This is a genomic window from Pseudomonas sp. URMO17WK12:I12 (assembly GCF_000514395.1).
GTDB lineage: Bacteria > Pseudomonadota > Gammaproteobacteria > Pseudomonadales > Pseudomonadaceae > Aquipseudomonas > Aquipseudomonas mucoides.
Genome location: NZ_AZVV01000022.1, coordinates 1 through 20,537, shown reverse-complemented (window position 1 = coordinate 20,537; position 20,537 = coordinate 1). Strand labels below are relative to the sequence as shown.

The following is a 20,537-nucleotide window of genomic DNA, read 5'->3' as shown; positions in this document are numbered from 1 at the left end:
TTTATGACGACTCAAACCAAGCAAAAGATAGCTGTCGGTGTCGCCGTAGTAGTGGCGGTCAGTGTGCTGATTTGCCTGCTGACGCCCGGCCTTTTCGGTCCGCGTACGCAGCAAAAAACCAATGACGCGTTTGTCTCGGCGGACTTCACGCTGGTGGTCCCGCGCGTGGCCGGGTTTATCAAGGAGGTGCTGGTGGAAGACAACCAGCAGGTCAAGACCGGGCAGTTGCTGGCACTGATCGATGATCGTGATCTGCGCGCTGCGGCTCAGGCGGCGGACGCCGAAACCCTGGTGGCCAGGGCGCAACTGCAAAATGCCCGCGCAACCCTTGAGCGCCAGGCCTCAGTGATCGCTCAGGCTCAAGCCTCGGTAGTCTCGGCCAAGGCTGAAATGGCGTTCGCCGAGCATGAGTTGAACCGCTACGACCACTTGGCCGGTGTTGGGGCCGGCACGGTGCAGAATGCTCAGCAAGCGCGCACGCGCATCGATCAGGCCAATGCGCGGTTGGCCAACGCGATGGCGGTGCTGGCGGCGGAGCGCAAGCAGGTGGACATCCTGACGGCCCAGCGCGATGCGGCGGAAGGCGGACTGAAACGGGCGCAAGCCGCGCTGGAGATCGCCAGCTATGAGTTGTCTTACACGCGCATTGTCGCGCCGCAGGACGGCATGGTCGGCGAGCGCGCCGTGCGAGTCGGCGCTTATGTGACACCGGGTAGCAAGATTCTGGCGGTAGTGCCGCTGGCGCAGGCTTACGTGGTGGCCAATTTTCAAGAGACTCAACTGACTAACGTTCAGCCAGGGCAGGGTGTGCAGGTGCGGGTTGATAGCCTCGGCGGGGAGGCGCTGAACGGTCGCGTCGAGAGCATCGCCCCGGCGACGGGCGTGACGTTTGCTTCGATCAAGCCGGACAACGCCACGGGTAACTTCACCAAGGTTGTGCAGCGGATCCCGGTGAAAATCGTCCTCGAACCTGGGCAGGCATTGGCCTCGCGGCTGCGCGTGGGGATGTCGGTGGAGGCGAGTATTGATACGGCGAGTGCCGTGTCGCATGAGGTGGCTCAGCGATGAAGATTTTTGTTGAGCGGTGGCCTCAACTGACCTTTTGCGCCTTGCTGATCATGAGCCTGTCAGCCTGCACCGTCGGCCCCGACTTCCACAAACCTCAAGCCCGACAAATCACCGAATGGTCAAAACCGGCCAAACCCGCCGCCGGTGAAGCGGTCACCGCCGACATGAACGAACGCTGGTGGGAAGTCTTCAACGACCCAAAACTCTCCGCCCTGACCCAGCGCGCCCTGACCGACAACCTCGACCTGAAACTCGCCAGCAGCCGCTTGCAGCAAAGCCGTGCCGCGCGCCAGGTGATCACCGCCAACCGTTACCCCAACACGGCCGCGACGGGCAGCTATGGGCGCAAACGCAACAGCGGCGAAGGCTTGAACGATCCCTCGGGGCACAACGGTGATTCGGCATTCAACCTGTGGGACACCGGCTTCTCCGCCTCCTGGGAACTTGATTTCTGGGGGCGTGTACGCCGCGAAACCGAAGCCGCCGACGCCACGCTGGAAGTCGCGGAAAACGATCGTCGCGGCGTGCTGCTGTCGGTACTCGCGGAAACCGCTCAGGACTACATTCAGCTGCGCGGCGTGCAAAGCACTCGGGCTGTTACCGAGCAAAACCTCGATGTCGCCCGCCACAGTTTGAAACTTTCGCAACTGCGTCTGGCCGACGGCGTTGCCACTGACCTGGATGTCGCCGAGGCTGCCGCCCAAGTTGCCGCCATCGAATCGCGCCTGCCCGCGCTGGAGCAGCGGCAGTCGCAACTGATCAACGCGTTGAGCCTGTTGATGGGCGAACCGCCGCAAGCGCTGCACGCCGAGTTATCCACAGATGGGCCGGTGCCGCAAACCCCGCGCCAGGTCGCGATCGGCTTGCCGTCGCAGCTGGCTGAACGCCGTCCGGATATTCGCCAGGCTGAGGCGCAACTGCACGCTGCCACCGCGAACATCGGCGTGGCCAAGGGTGACTTCTACCCGCGGATCACCTTGTCGGGCAACCTGGGTTCGCAAGCCATGCAGCTCAGCGATTTTGGTTCGTGGGGCTCGCGTTCATTCGGCATCGGCCCGCAATTCAGCCTGCCGCTGTTTGACGGCGGTCGCCTGCGCGGTGTGCTGAACCTGCGCGAAGCCCAGCAACAGGAAGCGGCCATCGCCTATCAGCAAACCGTGCTGCGCGCCTGGCATGAAATCGACGATCAACTGGCCGCCTACAACGCCAGCCAACTGCGCCGCGACAGCCTCGCCGAAGCCGTCCGCCAAAACCAGATCGCCCTGCGCACTGCGCAGCAGCAATACACGGAAGGCGTGGTGGACTTCGTTAATGTGCTGACGGTACAAGGCGCATTGCTGGCGACGCAGGAGCAGTTTGTGGAGAGTTCGACCGGGGTTTCGCTGGCGATGGTCGGGTTGTACAAGGCGTTGGGTGGGGGATGGGAGTCGGTGTATCCGTTGGCGAGTAACTGATTGAGACCTGGATCTGCAAGCTGACTTACGTCACTGGTCGCAAAGCCAGCATCGACGAAGAACCTGCGCCGCCTTAAAGTGATCCATAGGCTTCGTGATGTCGGGCCGGTTGCAGGGGGAGGCAATGGAAGCGCGCAGAGAAACTTCGCTTGGCGGTACCCAGGATCCGCACGCGGTGCCTGGCGGCTGGGCGGTGGTACAGCGTTGGTTGCGGTGGGCGCAGGAGCACCGGCTGTTGCCGATTCTGGCGTTGGCAGCCTTGGTACGTTTCTACGACCTGACGGCGGCGGCCATTTGGGGCGACGAAGGGTCGAGCCTGCTGATGAGCCACTACTCATTGGCCGAAATATGGGTGCACGCTGCCCATGACGTGCACCCGCCGCTGTATTTCATGCTGCTGCATGGCTGGATCGAAGTGTTCGGCGACGGCATTTTTTCGATTCGCTGTCTCAGCGCTCTGCCCGGGATCATTACGGTGTGGCTCGGCGTCTGGTTGATGGACTTGATCGCCACCCGGCGCGCTGCGTTATTGGCCGGTTTTCTCCTGGCGCTGCTGCCGACGGCGGTGCGTTATAGCCAGGAAGTGCGGATGTACTCGCTGCTGGGCCTGTGGCTGATCGGCGCGACGATTGCGCTGGTCTACTGGATCAGGCATCCCCGGCGTACACGCTATCTGGTGGCGTATGTGCTGCTGATGAGTGCGGCGTTCTACACCCATTATTTCACCGCCCTGTGCGTGGTGTGCCACTGGCTGTACCTGGGGCTGATTCGTGTACTGCCAGCGTATCGCGTGCGCACTATTCAACGCCCCGGCTGGTGGTTGGCGAACGTAGCAATCGTGCTGATCTACCTGCCATGGGTACCCAACCTGATTGATCTGATCCAGCACATGGACCTGCTCAAAGCCAATGGTGATGTGGGGTGGGAGTTGCCGGTCACGTTCGGCTCGTTGCCGTCGATGATCTGGTCGTTGCTGACCCAGGACGATGGCGAAAACTTGCCGACGCTGATTTTTATCGCGCTGCCGCTGGCGTTGCTGGCCATTGCCGGCGTGGCATTGGCGCGGGATCGTAGCGTCATTCGCGGCAGTATCCTGCTGGTGATCTACACGGCGTTGCCAATGCTGTTGGTGTTCGCCGTGTCGTTTATCTCGCCGGTGTTCATTGAGCGTTACCTGACGGCCTATGCACTGGGGTTGCCGATGATTGTCGCGCTGGCTGTTGATCGCCTGTATTCAGGCTTTCGAATGCTGGCGCTGGCAGTGCTGGTGTTGTTTGTCGGCGTCGAACTGGTCGGCTTGAAAAACAACGCTACGGTCGATACCCACGATCAAATCAATGTGATGGTCGACTACGTTAACCAGCACTTCGTTGCGGGCGACCAGATCGTCACCAGCGATATGCTCTGGTACCTCGCCTATGTTTATTACAATCGCACCGACGCTAAACCGTTGCTGTACACCCCACCGTTAGCCAACGGCGGGTCGGGCCGACCCAATGGCTATGGATTTGGCACGCTGGTCACCCAGGACATTTATCTGGACCGCCTCGACAACTTGCCCAAGGGCACCGGTCGGGTGTGGCTGATCGGCACCGTCGGTGTGCCGGACGAGTTCGCACCGCTGCCCGTGGGCTGGAAGAACGCCGGTATTACGCAGGCGGGCGGGGCTAATGCGCGCTTGTTTGTGCTGCATTGAAAGTCTTGGTATTAAGGCTTTGACGACAAATCCGCCATCCCCTTGAGCAGTTCAATCGGCAGCGGGAAGACAATGGTCGAGCTCTTGTCCCCGGCAATCGAACTCAGCGTCTGCATGTAACGCAACTGCATGGCCCCAGGCTGACGGCCGAGCATTTCAGCGGCCTGCATGAGTTTTTCCGAGGCCTGCAATTCACCCTCGGCGTGGATCACCTTGGCCCGGCGCTCCCGTTCGGCTTCGGCCTGTTTGGCGATGGCACGGACCATCGACTCATTGAGGTCCACATGTTTGATCTCGACGTTGGCAACCTTGATGCCCCAGGCGTCGGTCTGGGCGTCGAGCACTTGCTGGATGTCGATGTTCAGCCGTTCGCGCTCGGCCAGCAGTTCATCGAGCTCATGTTTACCCAGCACCGCTCGCAGAGTGGTCTGGGCCAATTGGCTGGTGGCCGCCAGAAAGTCTTCGACCTGGATAATCGCTTTCTGTGGATCGAGCACACGGAAATACAGCACCGCGTTGACCTTGACCGAGACGTTGTCGCGGGTGATGACGTCTTGTGGGGGAACGTCGAGGACGATGGTTCGCAGGTCGACACGGACCATTTGCTGGACCACCGGGATCAGCAGGATCAAGCCGGGACCCTTAACCTGCCAGAAGCGTCCGAGCTGGAACACCACGCCGCGCTCGTATTCGCGCAGGATGCGGAAGGTCGACCCCGCCAGTGCAATCAGCAGTAGCAGCAGCGCGGCGAAACCTACTTGCAGGCCCATGTTTATTCTCCCACCGGCACCGCGTCAGCCGCGGCCACTTGCAACAGTAATCCTTTTCGCGCCACCACCAGGACGTGTTGCCCCGGCTGCAGCGGTGTCGGGCTTGAAACCTGCCAGCGCTCCCCTTGCAGATGCACCCAGCCGTTGCAGGCGTTGTCGGGCAGCAACGACAGGACCGGCGTCACGCTGCCCAGCAGCTCTGCATCGCCAGTGACGTTACGCCGCGGTCGGGTTTTCAGGGCGCGGATCAGCAGGAAAATCAGGAGCAGGGCACTCACCAGCCCCAGGCCGATGATCAAGGGAACAGGTATTTCGGTGTTGGTCAGAATCACTGCACCGATCACGAACATCACAATGCCGCCCAAACCGATCACGCCATAGTTGGGCAACGCGGCCTCGGCGATCAGAAAGGCGATGCCGAAGGTGATCAACCAGATCCCGATGGGATTTGGCATCAGCAGCACAACGGTATCGGCGGCGAACACCGATCCGCTCATCGCCAACAGCAGTGCAACGGCACAGCAACGAATCTTCACGTGACCCTCCGCGAGAGTCATCAGGTGGCTCTGTATACAGTTTAGTTGAGCCTTGGCATCTCTGAATTCTGCTCACTTTACGGTGGCGTCCGATGGGCGGATTTCCCGCCGAAATGCATCATCAGGCCTAGACTTTCAGTACGAAGAAACGCGTCAACCATCGTCCGCTCGTCACTGTTGCGGACACCGAGGTGCATCATGCGTATGGCAAGAACCGTGCAGCGAAGCCTGGAAACGGCACACTGCGAATATGACATCGTCACCCATCCCCATTCGGCCAGTAGCCTGGAAACGGCGCGGCTCGCGGGTGTTCCTGCCGAGCGGGTGGCCAAGTCGGTCATCCTCGACGATCACCACGGCCATTACCTGATGGCCGTGTTGCCTGCCAGCCGTCACCTGGACCTGAGCAAAGTCCGCAGCAGCGGTGAATGGCAGGTCTCGCGGGAAAGCAATCTGCCGCACCTGTTCGATGATTGCGAACGCGGTGCCGTGCCGGCGCTGGGTGAGGCCTATGGGCTGGATGTGGTCATTGACCCGTTGGTAACCCGGCAGAAAGACATCTATCTGGAAGCTGGCAATCACATCAATTTGCTGCACATGGACATGCCGCAATTCTTGAAAATGGTGCCGCATGCCGAGGTGCGGGAATTGAGTCAGTGAGTGTTGTGTTGTCAGTACCACCGCCATCGCGAGCAAGCTAGCTCCCACCTTTGACCGGGTTTTTAGGTGGGAGCGAGCCTGCTCGCGATTGATTTTTCATTTCTCAAGGAGCCCGACATGGAATCCCCAACCCACACCCTGCCCAACCTGTTCAAGCAACTCGGCCTGGAGGATGACGCCGAGAGCATCGATAAATTCATCACCACCCACTCACCGCTCAAGCCCGAACTGCACCTTGCCGATGCGTTTTTCTGGAGCGAGAGCCAGGCGGATTTTTTGCGTAACGATATTTTGGAGGATGCGGATTGGGCGGAGGTGGTGGATCAGTTGGATGTGTTGTTGAGGAAGGGGCGGGGGCTGTAGAAGCAATTGAAAAAACGCGTCACAGGTTTTTTGAAGGTTATGGGCCTGGCTGAAGTAATTTCATGAAAACAGATTCTATGAAGAGATCAGCTCATGCAGCGGTTGTTGGCAGAAAAGGTCATCGGCATCTCCGTGTTTGCTCAGAACGCAGGTGATGGGGTACGGGAGGCGCAACAGGAGCCAATCGCAGTTCTAGAGAACAACAGAATCCAGGCGTATCCGATTTCGGCAGATTTGTATGGCGCGATGCTGGAGCGTCTGGATGATTTCGATTTGGCGGTGCTTGTTCTTGCCCGCAGTGGTGAAGACTCCGTGCCTGTGAGCCTTGATGCTCTGTAGAAGTGTTCAATCCGCAGGTGAATTGTTTCAAAACTTGACCACCTTTCCCCCCAAATGCGATATTGATAGTTAGCAAACTAACAGTGTGTATTTCCCCTCGTGCCGAAGAACCTCGACGCTCTCCAGATGAACATCAGCAGCTCCATGGTGGTGGCCGCCAGGCATTGGCGGAAGATCTGCCAGACCACGCTGGTCAACTATGGAATCTCCGAAGCCTGCGCCGTCCCGTTGTTGATGATCGGGCGCTTGGGCGAGGGCGTGCGGCAGGTGACGGTGGCGCAGGCGGCGGGGATGGAGAGTCCGTCCCTGGTGCGTTTGCTCGATCAGTTGTGTCATTCGGGCTACGTCTGCCGTACCGAAGATGCCCATGACCGGCGCGCCAAGTGCCTGAGCCTGACCGCCACCGGTCGCGAATTGGTGCAGGCCGTCGAAATCGAGCTGGTGCGATTGCGCCATGAAGTGCTTGAAGGCATCGACCAAAGCGATCTGGAAGCTACGCTTCGGGTACTGAAAGCCTTTGAAGCGGCGAATTCGCCGTCGGTGGTCAACCCTTGAGCGGATTTTTCAGCGGTATGCCCGCGGCGCGAGACTGGTTCTACGGTGTGCGTACTTTTGCCGCCTCGATGATCGCGTTGTACATCGCCCTGCTCATGCAAATGCCGCGTCCGTATTGGGCGATGGCCACGGTCTACATCGTGTCCAGCCCCTTTGTCGGTCCTACCAGTTCGAAGGCGCTGTACCGTGCCATCGGTACCTTTTTCGGCGCGGCGGCCGCGGTGCTTTTTGTGCCGATGTTTGTCCAGAGTCCCTACGTTTTGGTGGTGGTTATTGCGCTGTGGACCGGGACGCTGTTGTTCCTGTCCTTGCACCTGCGCACCGCCAACAACTACGCCTTGATGCTCGCCGGTTACACCTTGCCGCTGATCGCCTTGCCAGTGGTGAACAACCCGTTAGGCGTCTGGGATGTGGCAGAAGCGCGGACGGAAGAAATCTTCCTCGGCATCGCCGTGGCAGCGGTGGTCGGCGCCATGTTCTGGCCGCGGCGGCTGGCGCCGGTGTTCAACGACTCGGTGAGCAAATGGTTTGCCGATGCCTCGACGTACAGCCTGCGTTTCCTCAGCCGCCAGGTGCAGCCGGACGAAGTCAGTGCGCTGCGCTCCGCCATGGTCACGACCTTCAATACCCTGGAATTAATGATCGGCCAGTTGCCGCACGAGGGCGCGCACCGGCAAACCGTGCGCAACACCAAGGAATTGCGTGGGCGCATGATTCACCTGTTGCCGGTGATCGACGCCCTCGACGACGCGCTGTATGCCCTTGAGCGGCGTACGCCCGAGCTGGTGGAGAAGTTCGCACCGTTGCTGGCCGCTGCGACCGAATGGCTCAATCACAAAGACGCCGACCTCGCGCGCTGGCAGGCGCTGAAAGAACAGCTTGAAGCCCTGCAACCGTCCGCCGAAGCGCTTAACGATCGCAAACAGCTGCTGTTCTCCAATGCGTTGTATCGCCTCGGCGAGTGGATTGATGTGTGGCAAGACTGCCGCAGCCTGCAATACGCCATCCAGTGCGAAAGCCCGGACAGCTGGCGCGCCGTGTATCGCCACTGGCGCCTCGGTCGCCTGTCACCGTTTCTCGACCGTGGGTTGATGCTCTACTCGGCGGCCTCGACGGTCACCGCGATCATCGTTGCCTCGGTGCTGTGGATTCTGCTTGGCTGGACCGATGGCGGCTCGGCAGTGATTCTGGCCGCCGTGTCGTGCAGCTTTTTCGCCTCGATGGATGACCCGGCACCGCAGATTTACCGATTCTTCTTCTGGACCGCGATGTCGGTGGTGCTGGCCAGCCTTTACCTGTTTCTGGTGCTGCCCAACCTGCACGATTTCCCGATGCTGGTGTTGGCGTTTGCCGTGCCGTTTATCTGCATCGGCACCCTGACGGTCAAGCCGCAATTTTACCTGGGCATGCTCCTGACCCTCGTCAACACCTCGTCGTTTATCAGCATTCAGGGCGCCTACGATGCGGACTTCCTCAGTTTCGCCAACTCCAACCTGGCCGGCCCCATCGGGCTATTGTTTGCCTTTATCTGGACCCTGATCGCCCGGCCGTTCGGTGCGGAGCTGGCGGCCAAGCGGTTAACCCGCTTCAGTTGGCGCGACATCGTCAATCTCAGCAAACCGGCGAACCTGGCCGAACACCGGCAATTGGGCGTACACGTGCTCGATCGTCTGATGCAGCACTTGCCGCGTCTGGCCATGACTGGCCAGGACACCGGCATTGCGTTGCGTGAGGTGCGTGTGGCGCTGAACGTGCTCGATCTGCTGGCTTACACGCCGCGAGTGGACGGTGTACCGCGAGCGCTGCTGCATCAGGTGGTGGCGGAAGTCGGTGAGTATTTCAAGGCCTGCCTGAAGGCGGATGAGCGTCTGCCGGCCCCCGGCCCGTTGCTGATGACCCTCGACCGCGCCCGCCGGGCACTGGACACAAATTGTGATGAGGATGCCCGTCTGAATTTGTTGCATGCCCTGAGCGGCCTGCGCCTGGCGTTGTTGCCGGGCGTGGAATTCGTAAGCGTGGGCGAACTCGAAGAACCGCTGCCCCATGGTATCGATGGAGCGCCTTTATGATCGGTGATGTGGACATCAGCGGGGTGTTTCTGCCCACGCTGCTGGTACTGATGGGCATTACGTATGTGTTGTACCTGCTGGTGCACGGGTTGCTGATGCGCCTGCACTTTTACCGTCTGGTCTGGCACCGGGCATTGTTCAACGTGGCTCTCTACGCTTTGCTGCTCGGCGCCGTGGACTCACTCAGTCGATACCTGATGACATGAAAAAACCTTTTTTGACCCTGGGGCGCGTGGTGCTGACCCTGTTGATCGTGACCTTCGCCGTCGTCGTGGTCTGGCGCATGGTGATGTACTACATGTTTGCGCCGTGGACCCGCGACGGGCATATCCGTGCCGACATCGTGCAAATCGCCCCGGACGTGTCCGGGCTGATTCAGCAAGTGGACGTGCGCGACAACCAGTTGGTGAAACGCGGGCAGGTGTTGTTCAGCATCGATCAGGACCGTTTCAAACTGGCCCTGCGCCAAGCTAAAGCGACAGTCGCCGACCGTCAGGAAACCCTGGCTCAGGCGCAACGCGAAGCCAAGCGTAACCGTGGCCTGGGCAATCTGGTGCCGGGCGAGCAACTGGAAGAAAGTCAGTCCCGGGTGGCTCGCGCCGAAGTGGCGTTGATGGAAGCCCAAGTGGCGGTGGACAGCGCTCAACTGAACCTCGACCGCTCGACCATCCGCAGCCCGGTCGACGGCTATGTCAACGACCGTGCACCGCGGGCCCAGGAATTCGTCACCGCCGGGCGACCTGTGTTGTCGGTGGTCGACAGCAATTCATTCCACATCGACGGCTATTTCGAAGAAACCAAACTGAACGGCATTCATGTCGGCCAAAGCGTCGACATCCGCGTGATCGGCGACCGCGCGCGGCTGCGTGGTCATGTGGAAAGCATCGTCGCCGGCATCGAAGACCGCGACCGCACCATCGGCAACAACCTGCTGCCCAACGTCAACCCGGCATTCAGCTGGGTGCGCCTGGCACAGCGGATTCCGGTGCGTATTGTCTTTGACGATGTGCCGGCGGACTTCCGCATGATCGCCGGGCGGACTGCGACCGTGTCGATCATCGACGATCAACCGAAGGAGCCGGCGAAATGAGCAAGGCGTCGGGTTTGGCGGTTGCCGGATTAGGTTTGCTGCTATCGGCGTGTCAGGTCGTTGGCCCGGATTACCATTTGCCCGACGAAGCGGCTGTCCATCGACCCGATTTGCAGGGCGATCTGGCGGTAGACGGCAAAACGGTGGTGTCCGCCCCGGTGCCGGCCGATTGGTGGCGCCTGTACAAGGACCCGCGACTCGACCAGTTGATACAACAGGCCATGGCGTCCAATACCGATTTGCGCGTTGCGGCGGCCAGTCTGTCGCGCTCCCGTGCTCAGGTCGATGAGGCAGAAGCGGCGGGTGGCTGGAGCGGCGGTGTGAAGATGGGCGCCCAGCGATTGCAGGAGTCTGGCCAAGCGTTCCTGATTCCGGAAAAAGTGCCGGTGGCCAACGTCGGTGATATCGGCATCAGCGCGTCGTACCAGTTCGATCTGTTCGGCACGTTGCAGCGTGGCATCGAAGCGGCCAAGGCCAACGCCGATGCGACGCAGGCAGCTGCCGATACGGCTCGCATCACCGTGGTGGCCGACGTGGTCCGAGCCTACACCCAGGTGTGCGCGGCCAATGAGGAGCGGGAGATTGCCCAGCACTCCCTCGACCTGCAGGCCCAGAGCACCACGCTGATCCAGCGCCTGCGCGATGCCGGCCGTGGCGACGAAACCCAGGTCACCCGTTCGCAAACCCAGTTCAAATCCCTGCGCGCCGACATGCCGCGCTATGAGGCCTCGCGTCAGGCCGGGCTGTATCGCCTGTCGATGTTGCTGGCCAAGCCAGTGGATCAACTGCCGGCCGGCACCGCCACCTGCCACGAGCTGCCGAAAATCGCGCAATTGATTCCGGTGGGCGATGGCGCCGCATTGCTCAAGCGTCGTCCCGATGTGCGGCAGGCCGAGCGCCGGCTGGCGACTGCGACGGCCGGGATTGGCGTCGCCACGGGTGAGCTTTACCCAAACATCAGCATCGGCGCGACCATCGGCACCGTCGGTATCCTCGACGATCTCGGCGACCCGTCCACCAACCGTTGGGGCTTCGGTCCGTCGCTGACCTGGAACGTGCCGACCAACGGCGCCCGGGCACGCATCCGCGAAGCCGAAGCGGTGACTCAGGCGACGCTGGCGCATTTCGATGGGGTGGTGCTCAACGCCATTCGCGAAACCCAGACCAGCCTGGCCCAGTACGCTGCGTTGTTGCAACGTCGTGACGCCCTGGCAGACGCCGAGCAATCGGCAAGACTGGCAGCGGACCAGACGCATCGTTTCTTCCAGGCCGGGCGCGAATCATTCCTGGCGGACCTGCAAGCGACCCGCACCTACACGGACGTCACTGCGCAACTCGCCGCTGCCAACACCCAGGTGGCCGCCAGCCAGATCGATTTGTTCCTCGCCTTGGGCGGCGGCTGGGAAAGCGGACGAACGCAAGGCACGAACGCCAGCAAACCCTGAGGCCGTTGCTATGCTTTGATTTGATGGAGTCGCGAGTCGACTTCATCGATCAAGCTCGCGTTGGTCATGGGGATTAAAAATAATGAAAAACCCTTATGCTCCTGGCTTTTGGTGCGCTATTGCAGCATTGGTTTTGCTGTCGGCCACCTATTTCTACGGCATCATGCTGGCCCACCAGATCGACAAGGCGCTGGTGTTTCTCGACAGCGCCACCGCGCTCATCGCCGTGATGGCGATCGTGGTGGTGGCCTGGGCTTCCGTCCAGGGTCAGCGCATCAAAAAAAGACAATTCGAACAAGGCAAGACCCTGGTGCTGATCTGGGATACCAAGGTGGCGCTGCGTCGTGTCGAAACGGTGTTTGACCAATATTTCTGGGGCAGCTACTGGCAACCGGGGCGCACGTTCCAGGAAGTCATGGGCGAACTCACTGGCACACCGCTGGAAAAAAGCCTCGAAACCTTGAAGAAGCAATGCCTGGCGTTGGATAAACAGGTGTCCGAGGACGGCTGGCACTGGCTCAACAATGCCCGCGAGCTGTCGGATGTCGCCACCAAGATGGCGCGGGAACGCTATCAACTCGACGTCTGTGATCCGCGCTCGGAGGTGACCGGCGGGGCGGTGATCAACCGCGACTTTGAGGTGCTGGTGTATACGTGGACGGCGCGGCTCAAGAGCTTTGATCATCAGCTGGATGAGATGGAAGTGCAGTATTCCTGATGTGTGTTGGCTGGGATGACGCCATCGCGAGCAGGCTCACTCCTACAAGGGTTCTGTGAACGACACATAACCTTTGTAGGAGTGAGCCTGCTCGCGATGGCGATTTCATATCCGCCGAAACTCTCAACCGTCCCGAGTAGTCCATAGACACTCTTTAACCTTTAAACATTGGGCCGCCCGATGCGCCTAGTGCTAATCTCCACCCCACTTTTAGCGGAGTCGAGCCGCAACCCCCTCAAGGGTTCAGGGAAGACGACGACACCTTCAAACAACGGACATTGACTGGGTCATTCATGAATAAATCAGCAGGCGTGCTTCTTGGAATCGTCGTAGCCATCGGTGCAATCAGCGCGGGTGGAGCCTGGTACACCGGGACCAAAATCGAAGGCGTGTTGAACACCTCGATCGCCGACGCCAACAAAGAGCTGAAGGCTGCGCTGGTCGGTTCCAATGGCACGGCCTCGCTGGAGCTGGTGTCGCTTGAGCGTCATGTGTTCAGCAGCACCGCGCACTACCGCCTCAAGGGCGAAGGCGAGATGTTTGGTGAAGCCCCGATTGAGTTGCTCTTTGTCGACCACATCGAACATGGCCCGCTGCCGTTCTCGCGTCTGGTCTCGTTGAAGTGGTTGCCGGTCATGGCCACCAGTCACTACGAACTGGAACGCACCCCGCTCACCGAGAAATGGTTTGCTGCCGCCAAAGACAAATCCCCGCTCACCGGCGTGGTCAACATCGGTTACGACAACGCCACCAATGGCACCCTCGAATTCCTGCCACTGGATGTCGCGCTGGATGACAAGTCCAACCTGAAATTCTCCGGTTTGAACCTCGAAGTCGCCGCCAGCGCCCAGGCCCAGAAGATCAAGGCCAACGGCTACATGGACAGCCTGACGCTGACCACCGTGGCTGAAGATCAGACCCCGGTGAAGGTCGAGCTCAATGGCCTGACCATGGCCAGTAACCTGGTAAAAAGCACTTACGGTTTTTACACCGGCGAGAACACCCTCGAGCTGAGCGACAGCAAATCCACCTTCGGTCCCAAGCAATCGGTGCTGGGCCTGAAGAAATTTGAAATGAAAAACCTGACCGAGGAATCGGGCACCAGCGCTTCGGGGCGTGCCGATTACAAAGTGGGTGAAGTGTCGGTGAACGGCAAGGCAGTCGGTTCCGCGCAAATGGCCATGAGCCTGAAGAACCTCGATATCCCGGCGACCATGTCGCTGATGCAGGTCTACCAGACCAAACTGCAGCCTTACGAGAAAGCCGCCGCCGAGGCCGCTGCGGCCGGTCAGCCGTCTCCAGAACTGGTCCTGACCCCGGCCGAAGAAGCGCAGGTCAAAACAGGCCTTGAAAAACTGCTGGCTGCCGGCCCGCAGGTGGCGTTGGAAAACCTGTCGTTCAACACCACCAATGGCGAAAGCCGCGCCAATCTGGTGCTCGACCTGACCAAACCACCGACCATGGACCTGCCGCCCGATCAACTGACTCAACAGTTGATTGCACTGCTGGATATCAATGTAAAAGTGTCCAAGCCAATGCTCGTCGACGTGTTCACCGTGCAAAGCCAGCTTGATGGTCAGACCGACGCCAAGCTCATCGCCGACCAGGCGACCGCCACGGCCGACATGTTCGGCAGCATGGCGGTCGGTACGCAATTCGCCAAACTGGACGGCAACAACATCGTCAGCAAATTTCACTACGCCAACAATCAGGTGGAATTCAACGGCCAGAAAATGACCGTAGAAGAGTTTGTGGGCTTCGTGATGAGCAAAATCGGTGGTGGTGCTGAAATCCAGGAATAAAACCAGTCGTTCAAAACAACGCCCGACTTCTGCTGCACGCAGAGGCCGGGCGTTTTGCTGTCGGGTGTTTGCCTGCTAACTCATGTCCCGAATCAGTTGCCACGCTTCGTCCATTGAGAGCGGCTGCTTCATGCGTTCGGCGAGCAGCGCCATGGCCCGTTCTTCATCGCAGGCAACCGCAGCCGCCACTACGCCGTTCTTGCCGAACAGGCCTATAAAGGGCGGGTGGTAGGGATCACCCTTGAACTCCACTTCGTCCCAGGCTTCGGCATGGCCAAGATAGTCGTAGTTTTTGCCGAAGTGCCAGGTCCAGAAATACGGTACGTCGAGGTAATGCTCGTCAGCGCCCAGCATATTCGCGGCGGCGATCCGCGCCTGTTGTTGAGCCAGGCGCCAATGCTCGATGCGCTGAGGCTGGCCGTTGAGCGGGAAGGTCGCAATATCGCCGACTGCCCACACCCCGTCGCTAACGCGCATGGCGCCATCGACCTTCAGCGAGCGGTCTTTTTCCTTGGGCAGATCGGTAAACGGATCGGTTGCGGGGGTGACGCCGATGCCGGCCAGCACCAGGTCCGCCGGCAAGCGTTGACCATTGTCCAGGCACACCGCTTCGACGTTTTCCGTGCCTTCTATATAAGAGGCTTCGCCTTCGGTATGAAACACCACGCCATTGGCCTCATGAAGGGCGCGAATCGCTTTGCCGACGGTTTCGCCAAATTGCGCGACGAAGGGGATGGCATGCCGGGCCAGAACAGTCACTTCCAAGCCGTATTCACGCAGGCCTGACGCGGATTCCAGTGCTATAAAGCTGTCGCCGATGATTACTGCGCGCTGGCCGGGTTTTGCCGCCTGCAGAATCTCCCGTGCCTGATCTTTTGAGCGCAACACGAACACTTGCGGCAAATCCGCGCCAGGCAGCGTGAGAGGATTGGGCTTGCCGCCGGTGGCAAGCAACGCGGCGTCATACCTCAACGATCGACCCTCAGTCAGCCGCAGGGTTTTGCTCGACGAGTCCAGGCTGGCGACTTCACCGCTGATGCGCTCGATACGCTGTTCGCGATAAAACGCCTCATCCCTCAGCGGCGGGATTTCTTCCGGCGGCATCTCCCCGGCGATAACAAATTTGCTCAGGACGGTGCGGTCGTAGCCGGCATCGACTTCGCGGTCGATCAGCAGCACTTGGCCGCCGAAGCCCTTTTCGCGCAGCGCCGCCGCACACGCCGTACCGGCCGCCCCGGCCCCGACGATGACAAATGTCCGTTCGTCGTCTGCCGGCGGTGTATGCGCATCGGCTAATGGCTGGTCGTCGACCCAGATCTCGCCCTCGCGTACTTCCAGCGGATAGCGCTTGAGACTGTCCAGGGCCGGCGGTTCGCACAATGCCCCGTCCTCAATCCGATACGCCGCTTTGTGCCACGGGCAGATCAAGCGTCCGTGGCACAGCGCGCCTTCCGCCAACGGTGCCCCGGCATGCGGGCATTCGCCCTGATAGGCGCGTAACTGATCGCCCACTCGCAACAAAACGATTTTGGTGTCTGCAACCCGGACTTCAAGGCCCCGGCTCTCGGACACATCGGCGAAATGCGCAACGCGGTGCAGTGCCATGATGGCTCTCCAGACAGACTTTCACTTAAGAGTTTGGCGCTTTACGCGAGGTTCAGCCAATTCCCACTGCCACCGCACGAACGGTACAGCTATAGTTCGCAAGCCGACGACGGCCCTATCCGCACAAGGTGCTCCGGAATGACCCGATTGACCTCTCTGAACCCTTGGCTGGCGGCCGTTGCAGTCGCCCTTTGCGTGCAATTTCCGGCGCAGGCCCAGGAGCGTTTCACCCTGAACATTCCAGGTGTAACGGATGACCGGCTGTTTACCTCGGCGGCTGCCAGCGATGCTCCGGGTTGTGGCGGACACAATGCGTCACCGGCGCTGAACTGGAACACCGGTCCGGCGGGAACACTGAGTTATGCCATCGTCATGCACGACCCGGACGGCCAAAAGGGCCAAGGTGTTGATCATTGGGTGCATTACGGCATCAAGGCCACCACGCACCAGATTCCTGCCGGCGTCGGGGCAAAATCAGCCCTTGAAGGTGTCAGCGGCACCAACAGCAAAGGCACCCCCGGTTACATGGGGCCCTGCCCACCGACTGGCGACAGCGCCCATCACTACATTATTCAGTTGTATGCGCTGGACCTCGCTCCAGACGCCTTGCCTGCCGGCCTGACGCGTGCGCAACTGCTGGAAAAAATCAAAGGTCATGTGCTGAGGAACAGCAGCGTGGTGCGCCGTTACCACCGCTGAGTTTAATTTTCAGCCGGTTTAACCCGAACCTGAACGGGAGCTCGTCTCAGAGGATGAATGGATCAATTTCCTCCTGAGGTCAGCCCCCATGTCCCTCCCTCTGCATTTCCTCCGCCCGGCCGCCCAGGGATTCACCACCGGGTTGCTGCTGGCCATCGCCGGTTGCGGCGTTTCCTCCGCACCCGATTCCGCGCAAGTGTCGCCACCGGCTCAAAGCGAGATGAAGGCGGCTGGGGTGGTGCGCAGTGAAGCGCCGCTGGCGGATAGGTCGATGGCCAAGCGCAGCGCACGTCCGGCAACGGTCGCAAGTGTTGCACCTGAGTCATTCCCACCGGGGTATCGGGATGAACAGCGAGAGCAATACCAGGCGCTGGCGGACAACCCCATCCACAGCGTGGCCGAGGCGCCGGTCTCGACCTTCAGTGCCGATGTGGATACTGGCGCTTACGCCAACGTCCGACGGTTACTGAATCAGGGGCGCTTGCCTCCCGACGGCGCTGTGCACCTGGAGGAAATGGTCAATTACTTCCCCTACGACTATGCGTTACCCACCGACGGCTCGCCATTCGGCGTGACCACTGAAGTGGCATCGTCACCCTGGAACCCGCATACGCGCGTGCTGCGCATCGGCATCAAGGCGTCTGACCGCGCGGTAGCGGAACTGGCCCCGGCGAACCTGGTGTTTCTGGTGGACGTGTCCGGTTCAATGGACCGCCGCGAAGGTCTGCCGCTGGTCAAAAGCACCCTGAAATTGCTGGTTGATCAATTGCGCGAACAGGATCGTGTTTCGTTGGTGGTCTACGCTGGCGATTCGCGTGTGGTGCTCGAGCCAACTTCCGGACGCGAAAAGGCGAAAATTCGTACAGCAATCGATCAATTGACCGCCGGCGGTTCGACCGCTGGCGCGTCGGGCATCGAACTGGCCTATCAAATGGCGCAGCAGGCGTTTATCCCCAAGGGAATCAACCGCATCCTGCTGGCCACCGACGGTGACTTCAATGTCGGCATCAGCGATTTCGATAGCCTCAAGCAACTGGCTGTGGATAAACGCAAGACTGGCGTTTCCCTGACGACCCTGGGTTTTGGGGTGGATAACTACAATGAACACCTGATGGAGCAACTGGCCGACGCCGGGGACGGTAACTACGCCTACATCGACAACCTGCGTGAAGCGCGCAAGGTGCTGGTGGATCAGCTCGGCTCAACGCTCGCGGTCGTGGCGAAGAACGTCAAGCTGCAAGTGGAGTTCAATCCGGCTCAGGTCAGCGAGTATCGACTGTTGGGGTATGAAAATCGGACGTTGAAGCGCGAGGATTTCAGCAACGACAAAGTCGATGCGGGCGAGATCGGTGCAGGGCACACGGTGACGGCGCTGTATGAAATTGTGCCCAAGGGTGAGAAGGGATGGCTGGAGCCTTTGCGCTATGGCAAACCTGAGTCGTCCGTTTCCGGGAGTTCCGGAGAACTGGCGATGCTGCGAGTGAGGTATCAGCTGCCCGAAGGTGGGAATAGTCGCTTGATCGAGCGACCCATCACTGACAGTCAATCCGGCAAAGCCAGCGATGACCTGAGGTTTGCGGCGGCCGTCGCCGCGTTTTCCCAGCAGCTTAAAGATGGGCGGTATACCGGTGATTTCAGTTTGAGGGACACGCAAGCACTGGCTCGCGGTGCGCGGGGAGAGGATCGATTCGGGCTGCGTGCCGAGTTCGTGCAGTTGGTAGCGTTAGCACAAAGCCTGCGCACCACGACGGCATCGAACAGTGAGCCGCTTATTAAAGGAGGCTACAACTGACATGTCAGCTCTTGAGCCGGGCGACGAAGCGCTGCTGGCCCGTTATCGAGCAGGTGACGGGCCAGCGTTCGAGATCTTGTACGCTCGCCATCGTTTGGGCCTCTATCGATTCCTGCTCGGCCTCAGCGGTAAACCCGAGCTGGCCGAAGAGGTTTACCAGGACACTTGGCTGAGCCTGATTCGCAGTACCAGTCAGCCACAAGGTCGGGCGAACTTTCGTACGTGGCTTTACCAGATCGCCCGTAATCGACTGATCGATCACTGGCGTAAGCACGGAGTCCACAACCCCTTGCACGACAGCTATGACGAACAGGCTCATGCAGTCATTGATGAGGCGACCGATCCGGAGCAACTGCTAAGCCTGAGTCGCGACAGTCAGCGCTTGGAAACGGCGCTGCAAAATCTGCCTGCTGACCAGCGTGAGGTCTTCCTCCTGCGTGCCCATGGCAATCTCGATCTGGCGCAGATCGCCATGCTCATTGGAGCACCGCTGGAAACCGTCAAAAGCCGTTTGCGTTACGCCCAGCAAAAACTGCGTCGGCTGCTGGCCGAGGAGGTACTGATATGACTGACGCCCGTCCTGCACCTGAAGATGATGTGGTGAAGCACTTTCGTGAGCACGCGACGGGTGAACCGCCGGCTCATCTGGATTCATTGATCCTTGCCGTGGCCCATAAGGAAGCTCCGGTGCCGAAGCCAAACCTGTGGCAGCGCTGGATTCAGGCGTGCCAGAAGCCTCGCTGGCAGGTTGCGTTTGCCAGCCTTGTGGGTGTCGCGTTGATGCTGGCGTTGGCGCAGCGTACGCCGGAGCAATCGCCGGGCTATGACTTCGTCACGGCGCCCAAGGCATCCGCCCCGGTCGTCAAAAAAGAAGCTGCGCGCTCTCTGGCTGCCCCGGCGGCGCCGATGGCCGATGTTGCTGCGCCCGCGCAGAGCGAGCCGATTAATGCCGAGAGGGCCGAAGAGGCGAAAATTGCTAAACGTGCAGCGGCGCCGGCAATAGCGCTGGATGAGCAACTGCGTGAGGTGGTGCGCCTGCAGAATGCCGGTCAGGTACAGGCGGCAGATACATTAATGAAGGCATTGCACAAACGCTTTCCTGACGAAAACGTCGAGGCCCGACTCAAGGAAATGCCCAGAAACTGAGTTGCAAGACGGTCAGCCATTTGGCATCCGTGCCCGAAAGCGCGCACTATCGGGTCGTAGCCGATGCGTTGGAGGAAGCCGTGGCGAAAAAAATCGATCGCATCGCCCAAATGCTCAACTGCCCCGTGAAGGGGGAGGAACTAAGACGGGCAATTACTGAGAGTCGTAAGGATTTCCTCCTTAACCAACCGGAAGCGGAGGAGGTTGATGAGGAGGACTTTGAGGACGATGAGGAGTGGGACGACGATCTCGACTGGACGACCGAGTAGTCGCGTCGCTGGTTTACCCAGCCAATGCGGCTTGGGAGGGGGCTGAAAAGGCCTCTTGTAGTACAGGCGTTCGGACGGGGAAAGAAAGTTCAAAAAGAGACTTGACGTAGTATTGGAACGCTGTAGAATTCGCCTCCCGCTACCGAGTGATCGGAAGCGCAAGTGGTTGAAGTTGTTAAAGATTTCCAAGCGAAACTTTGAAAACTTCTGAAAATAACCGCTTGACAGCAACAGAGGCTGCTGTAGAATGCGCGCCTCGGTTGAGACGAAAGATCTTAACCAACCGCTCTTTAACAACTGAATCAAGCAATTCGTGTGGGTGCTTGTGGAGTCAGACTGATAGTCAACAAGATTATCAGCATCACAAGTTACTCCGCGAGAAATCAAAGATGTAACCAACGATTGCTGAGCCAAGTTTAGGGTTTCTTAAAAACCCAAAGATGTTTGAACTGAAGAGTTTG

The 20,537-nt window shown here is 59.9% G+C and carries 21 protein-coding genes; 18 read left to right on the top strand and 3 right to left on the bottom strand.

The features are described 5' to 3' along the window. Window positions 1-3 precede the first annotated feature (3 nt). From D882_RS0126355 to D882_RS0126345, 3 genes are all read left to right on the top strand, one after another. Window positions 4-1,068, top strand: a complete 1,065-nt coding sequence (locus D882_RS0126355; protein WP_027926016.1) for an HlyD family secretion protein — start codon at window positions 4-6, stop codon at window positions 1,066-1,068. Next, a complete protein-coding gene (locus D882_RS01000000131440) occupies window positions 1,065-2,522 on the top strand; it encodes an efflux transporter outer membrane subunit (RefSeq protein WP_050590244.1) in 1,458 nt (485 codons plus the stop codon). The genes D882_RS0126355 and D882_RS01000000131440 overlap by 4 nt, the downstream gene beginning before the upstream one ends. Window positions 2,523-2,646: 124 nt before the next feature. Next, window positions 2,647-4,218: a glycosyltransferase family 39 protein gene (locus D882_RS0126345; protein WP_027926015.1), complete on the top strand. Its 1,572-nt coding sequence runs from the start codon at window positions 2,647-2,649 to the stop codon at window positions 4,216-4,218. A gap of 11 nt (window positions 4,219-4,229) precedes the next feature. Here D882_RS0126345 and D882_RS0126340 read toward each other — a convergent pair whose 3' ends face one another. Continuing rightward, window positions 4,230-4,988 (bottom strand): slipin family protein, encoded by a 759-nt coding sequence (locus tag D882_RS0126340; protein WP_027926014.1) that lies wholly within the window; start codon window positions 4,986-4,988, stop codon window positions 4,230-4,232. 2 nt (window positions 4,989-4,990) lie between these two features. Further along, complete coding sequence (locus tag D882_RS0126335; RefSeq protein ID WP_027926013.1) at window positions 4,991-5,524, bottom strand: NfeD family protein; 534 nt, start codon at window positions 5,522-5,524, stop codon at window positions 4,991-4,993. Between the two features lie 198 nt (window positions 5,525-5,722). On the opposite strand from D882_RS0126335, the gene D882_RS0126330 reads away from it, so the two are divergent. The 10 genes from D882_RS0126330 (at window position 5,723) to D882_RS0126285 (ending at window position 14,565) form a co-directional block, all read left to right on the top strand. Next, window positions 5,723-6,184, top strand: a complete 462-nt coding sequence (locus tag D882_RS0126330; protein WP_027926012.1) for an aminoacyl-tRNA deacylase — start codon at window positions 5,723-5,725, stop codon at window positions 6,182-6,184. A gap of 117 nt (window positions 6,185-6,301) precedes the next feature. Then, window positions 6,302-6,547, top strand: a complete 246-nt coding sequence (locus D882_RS0126325; RefSeq protein WP_027926011.1) for a DUF2789 domain-containing protein — start codon at window positions 6,302-6,304, stop codon at window positions 6,545-6,547. A 93-nt stretch (window positions 6,548-6,640) separates the two neighbouring features. After that, entirely contained in the window at window positions 6,641-6,886 is a 246-nt protein-coding gene (locus tag D882_RS0126320; protein ID WP_027926010.1) for a prevent-host-death protein, read from the top strand. A 126-nt stretch (window positions 6,887-7,012) separates the two neighbouring features. After that, a complete protein-coding gene (locus D882_RS0126315) occupies window positions 7,013-7,441 on the top strand; it encodes a MarR family winged helix-turn-helix transcriptional regulator (RefSeq protein WP_027926009.1) in 429 nt (142 codons plus the stop codon). Continuing rightward, window positions 7,438-9,510, top strand: coding sequence for an FUSC family protein (locus D882_RS0126310; RefSeq protein ID WP_027926008.1), 2,073 nt, complete (start codon window positions 7,438-7,440; stop codon window positions 9,508-9,510). Before D882_RS0126315 ends, D882_RS0126310 begins: the two co-directional genes overlap by 4 nt. Next, window positions 9,507-9,716: a DUF1656 domain-containing protein gene (locus D882_RS0126305; protein WP_027926007.1), complete on the top strand. Its 210-nt coding sequence runs from the start codon at window positions 9,507-9,509 to the stop codon at window positions 9,714-9,716. The genes D882_RS0126310 and D882_RS0126305 overlap by 4 nt, the downstream gene beginning before the upstream one ends. Continuing rightward, complete coding sequence (locus D882_RS0126300) at window positions 9,713-10,600, top strand: HlyD family secretion protein (RefSeq protein ID WP_027926006.1); 888 nt, start codon at window positions 9,713-9,715, stop codon at window positions 10,598-10,600. Before D882_RS0126305 ends, D882_RS0126300 begins: the two co-directional genes overlap by 4 nt. Next, on the top strand, window positions 10,597-12,045 hold the full coding sequence (locus D882_RS0126295; RefSeq protein ID WP_027926005.1) for an efflux transporter outer membrane subunit: 1,449 nt from the start codon (window positions 10,597-10,599) through the stop codon (window positions 12,043-12,045). The genes D882_RS0126300 and D882_RS0126295 overlap by 4 nt, the downstream gene beginning before the upstream one ends. 82 nt (window positions 12,046-12,127) lie before the next feature. After that, a complete protein-coding gene (locus D882_RS0126290) occupies window positions 12,128-12,763 on the top strand; it encodes a hypothetical protein (RefSeq protein ID WP_027926004.1) in 636 nt (211 codons plus the stop codon). 293 nt (window positions 12,764-13,056) lie between these two features. Then, entirely contained in the window at window positions 13,057-14,565 is a 1,509-nt protein-coding gene (locus tag D882_RS0126285; protein ID WP_027926003.1) for a YdgA family protein, read from the top strand. Window positions 14,566-14,640: 75 nt separating this feature from the next. Here the strand turns inward: D882_RS0126285 and D882_RS0126280 are convergent, their stop codons facing one another. After that, window positions 14,641-16,170, bottom strand: a complete 1,530-nt coding sequence (locus D882_RS0126280) for an apoptosis inducing factor family protein (RefSeq protein ID WP_027926002.1) — start codon at window positions 16,168-16,170, stop codon at window positions 14,641-14,643. A gap of 138 nt (window positions 16,171-16,308) precedes the next feature. On the opposite strand from D882_RS0126280, the gene D882_RS0126275 reads away from it, so the two are divergent. The 5 genes from D882_RS0126275 (at window position 16,309) to D882_RS0126255 (ending at window position 20,076) form a co-directional block, all read left to right on the top strand. Next, window positions 16,309-16,869: a YbhB/YbcL family Raf kinase inhibitor-like protein gene (locus tag D882_RS0126275; RefSeq protein WP_027926001.1), complete on the top strand. Its 561-nt coding sequence runs from the start codon at window positions 16,309-16,311 to the stop codon at window positions 16,867-16,869. Between the two features lie 88 nt (window positions 16,870-16,957). Further along, entirely contained in the window at window positions 16,958-18,661 is a 1,704-nt protein-coding gene (locus D882_RS0126270) for a VWA domain-containing protein (RefSeq protein ID WP_027926000.1), read from the top strand. Window position 18,662: 1 nt separating this feature from the next. Beyond that, complete coding sequence (locus D882_RS0126265) at window positions 18,663-19,229, top strand: RNA polymerase sigma factor (RefSeq protein ID WP_027925999.1); 567 nt, start codon at window positions 18,663-18,665, stop codon at window positions 19,227-19,229. Continuing rightward, window positions 19,226-19,807 (top strand): hypothetical protein, encoded by a 582-nt coding sequence (locus tag D882_RS0126260; protein ID WP_027925998.1) that lies wholly within the window; start codon window positions 19,226-19,228, stop codon window positions 19,805-19,807. Before D882_RS0126265 ends, D882_RS0126260 begins: the two co-directional genes overlap by 4 nt. 20 nt (window positions 19,808-19,827) lie before the next feature. Continuing rightward, the gene (locus D882_RS0126255) at window positions 19,828-20,076 is read left to right on the top strand and encodes a hypothetical protein (protein ID WP_027925997.1); all 249 of its coding nucleotides are present in this window, start codon (window positions 19,828-19,830) and stop codon (window positions 20,074-20,076) included. The last annotated feature ends 461 nt before the right edge of the window (window positions 20,077-20,537 follow it).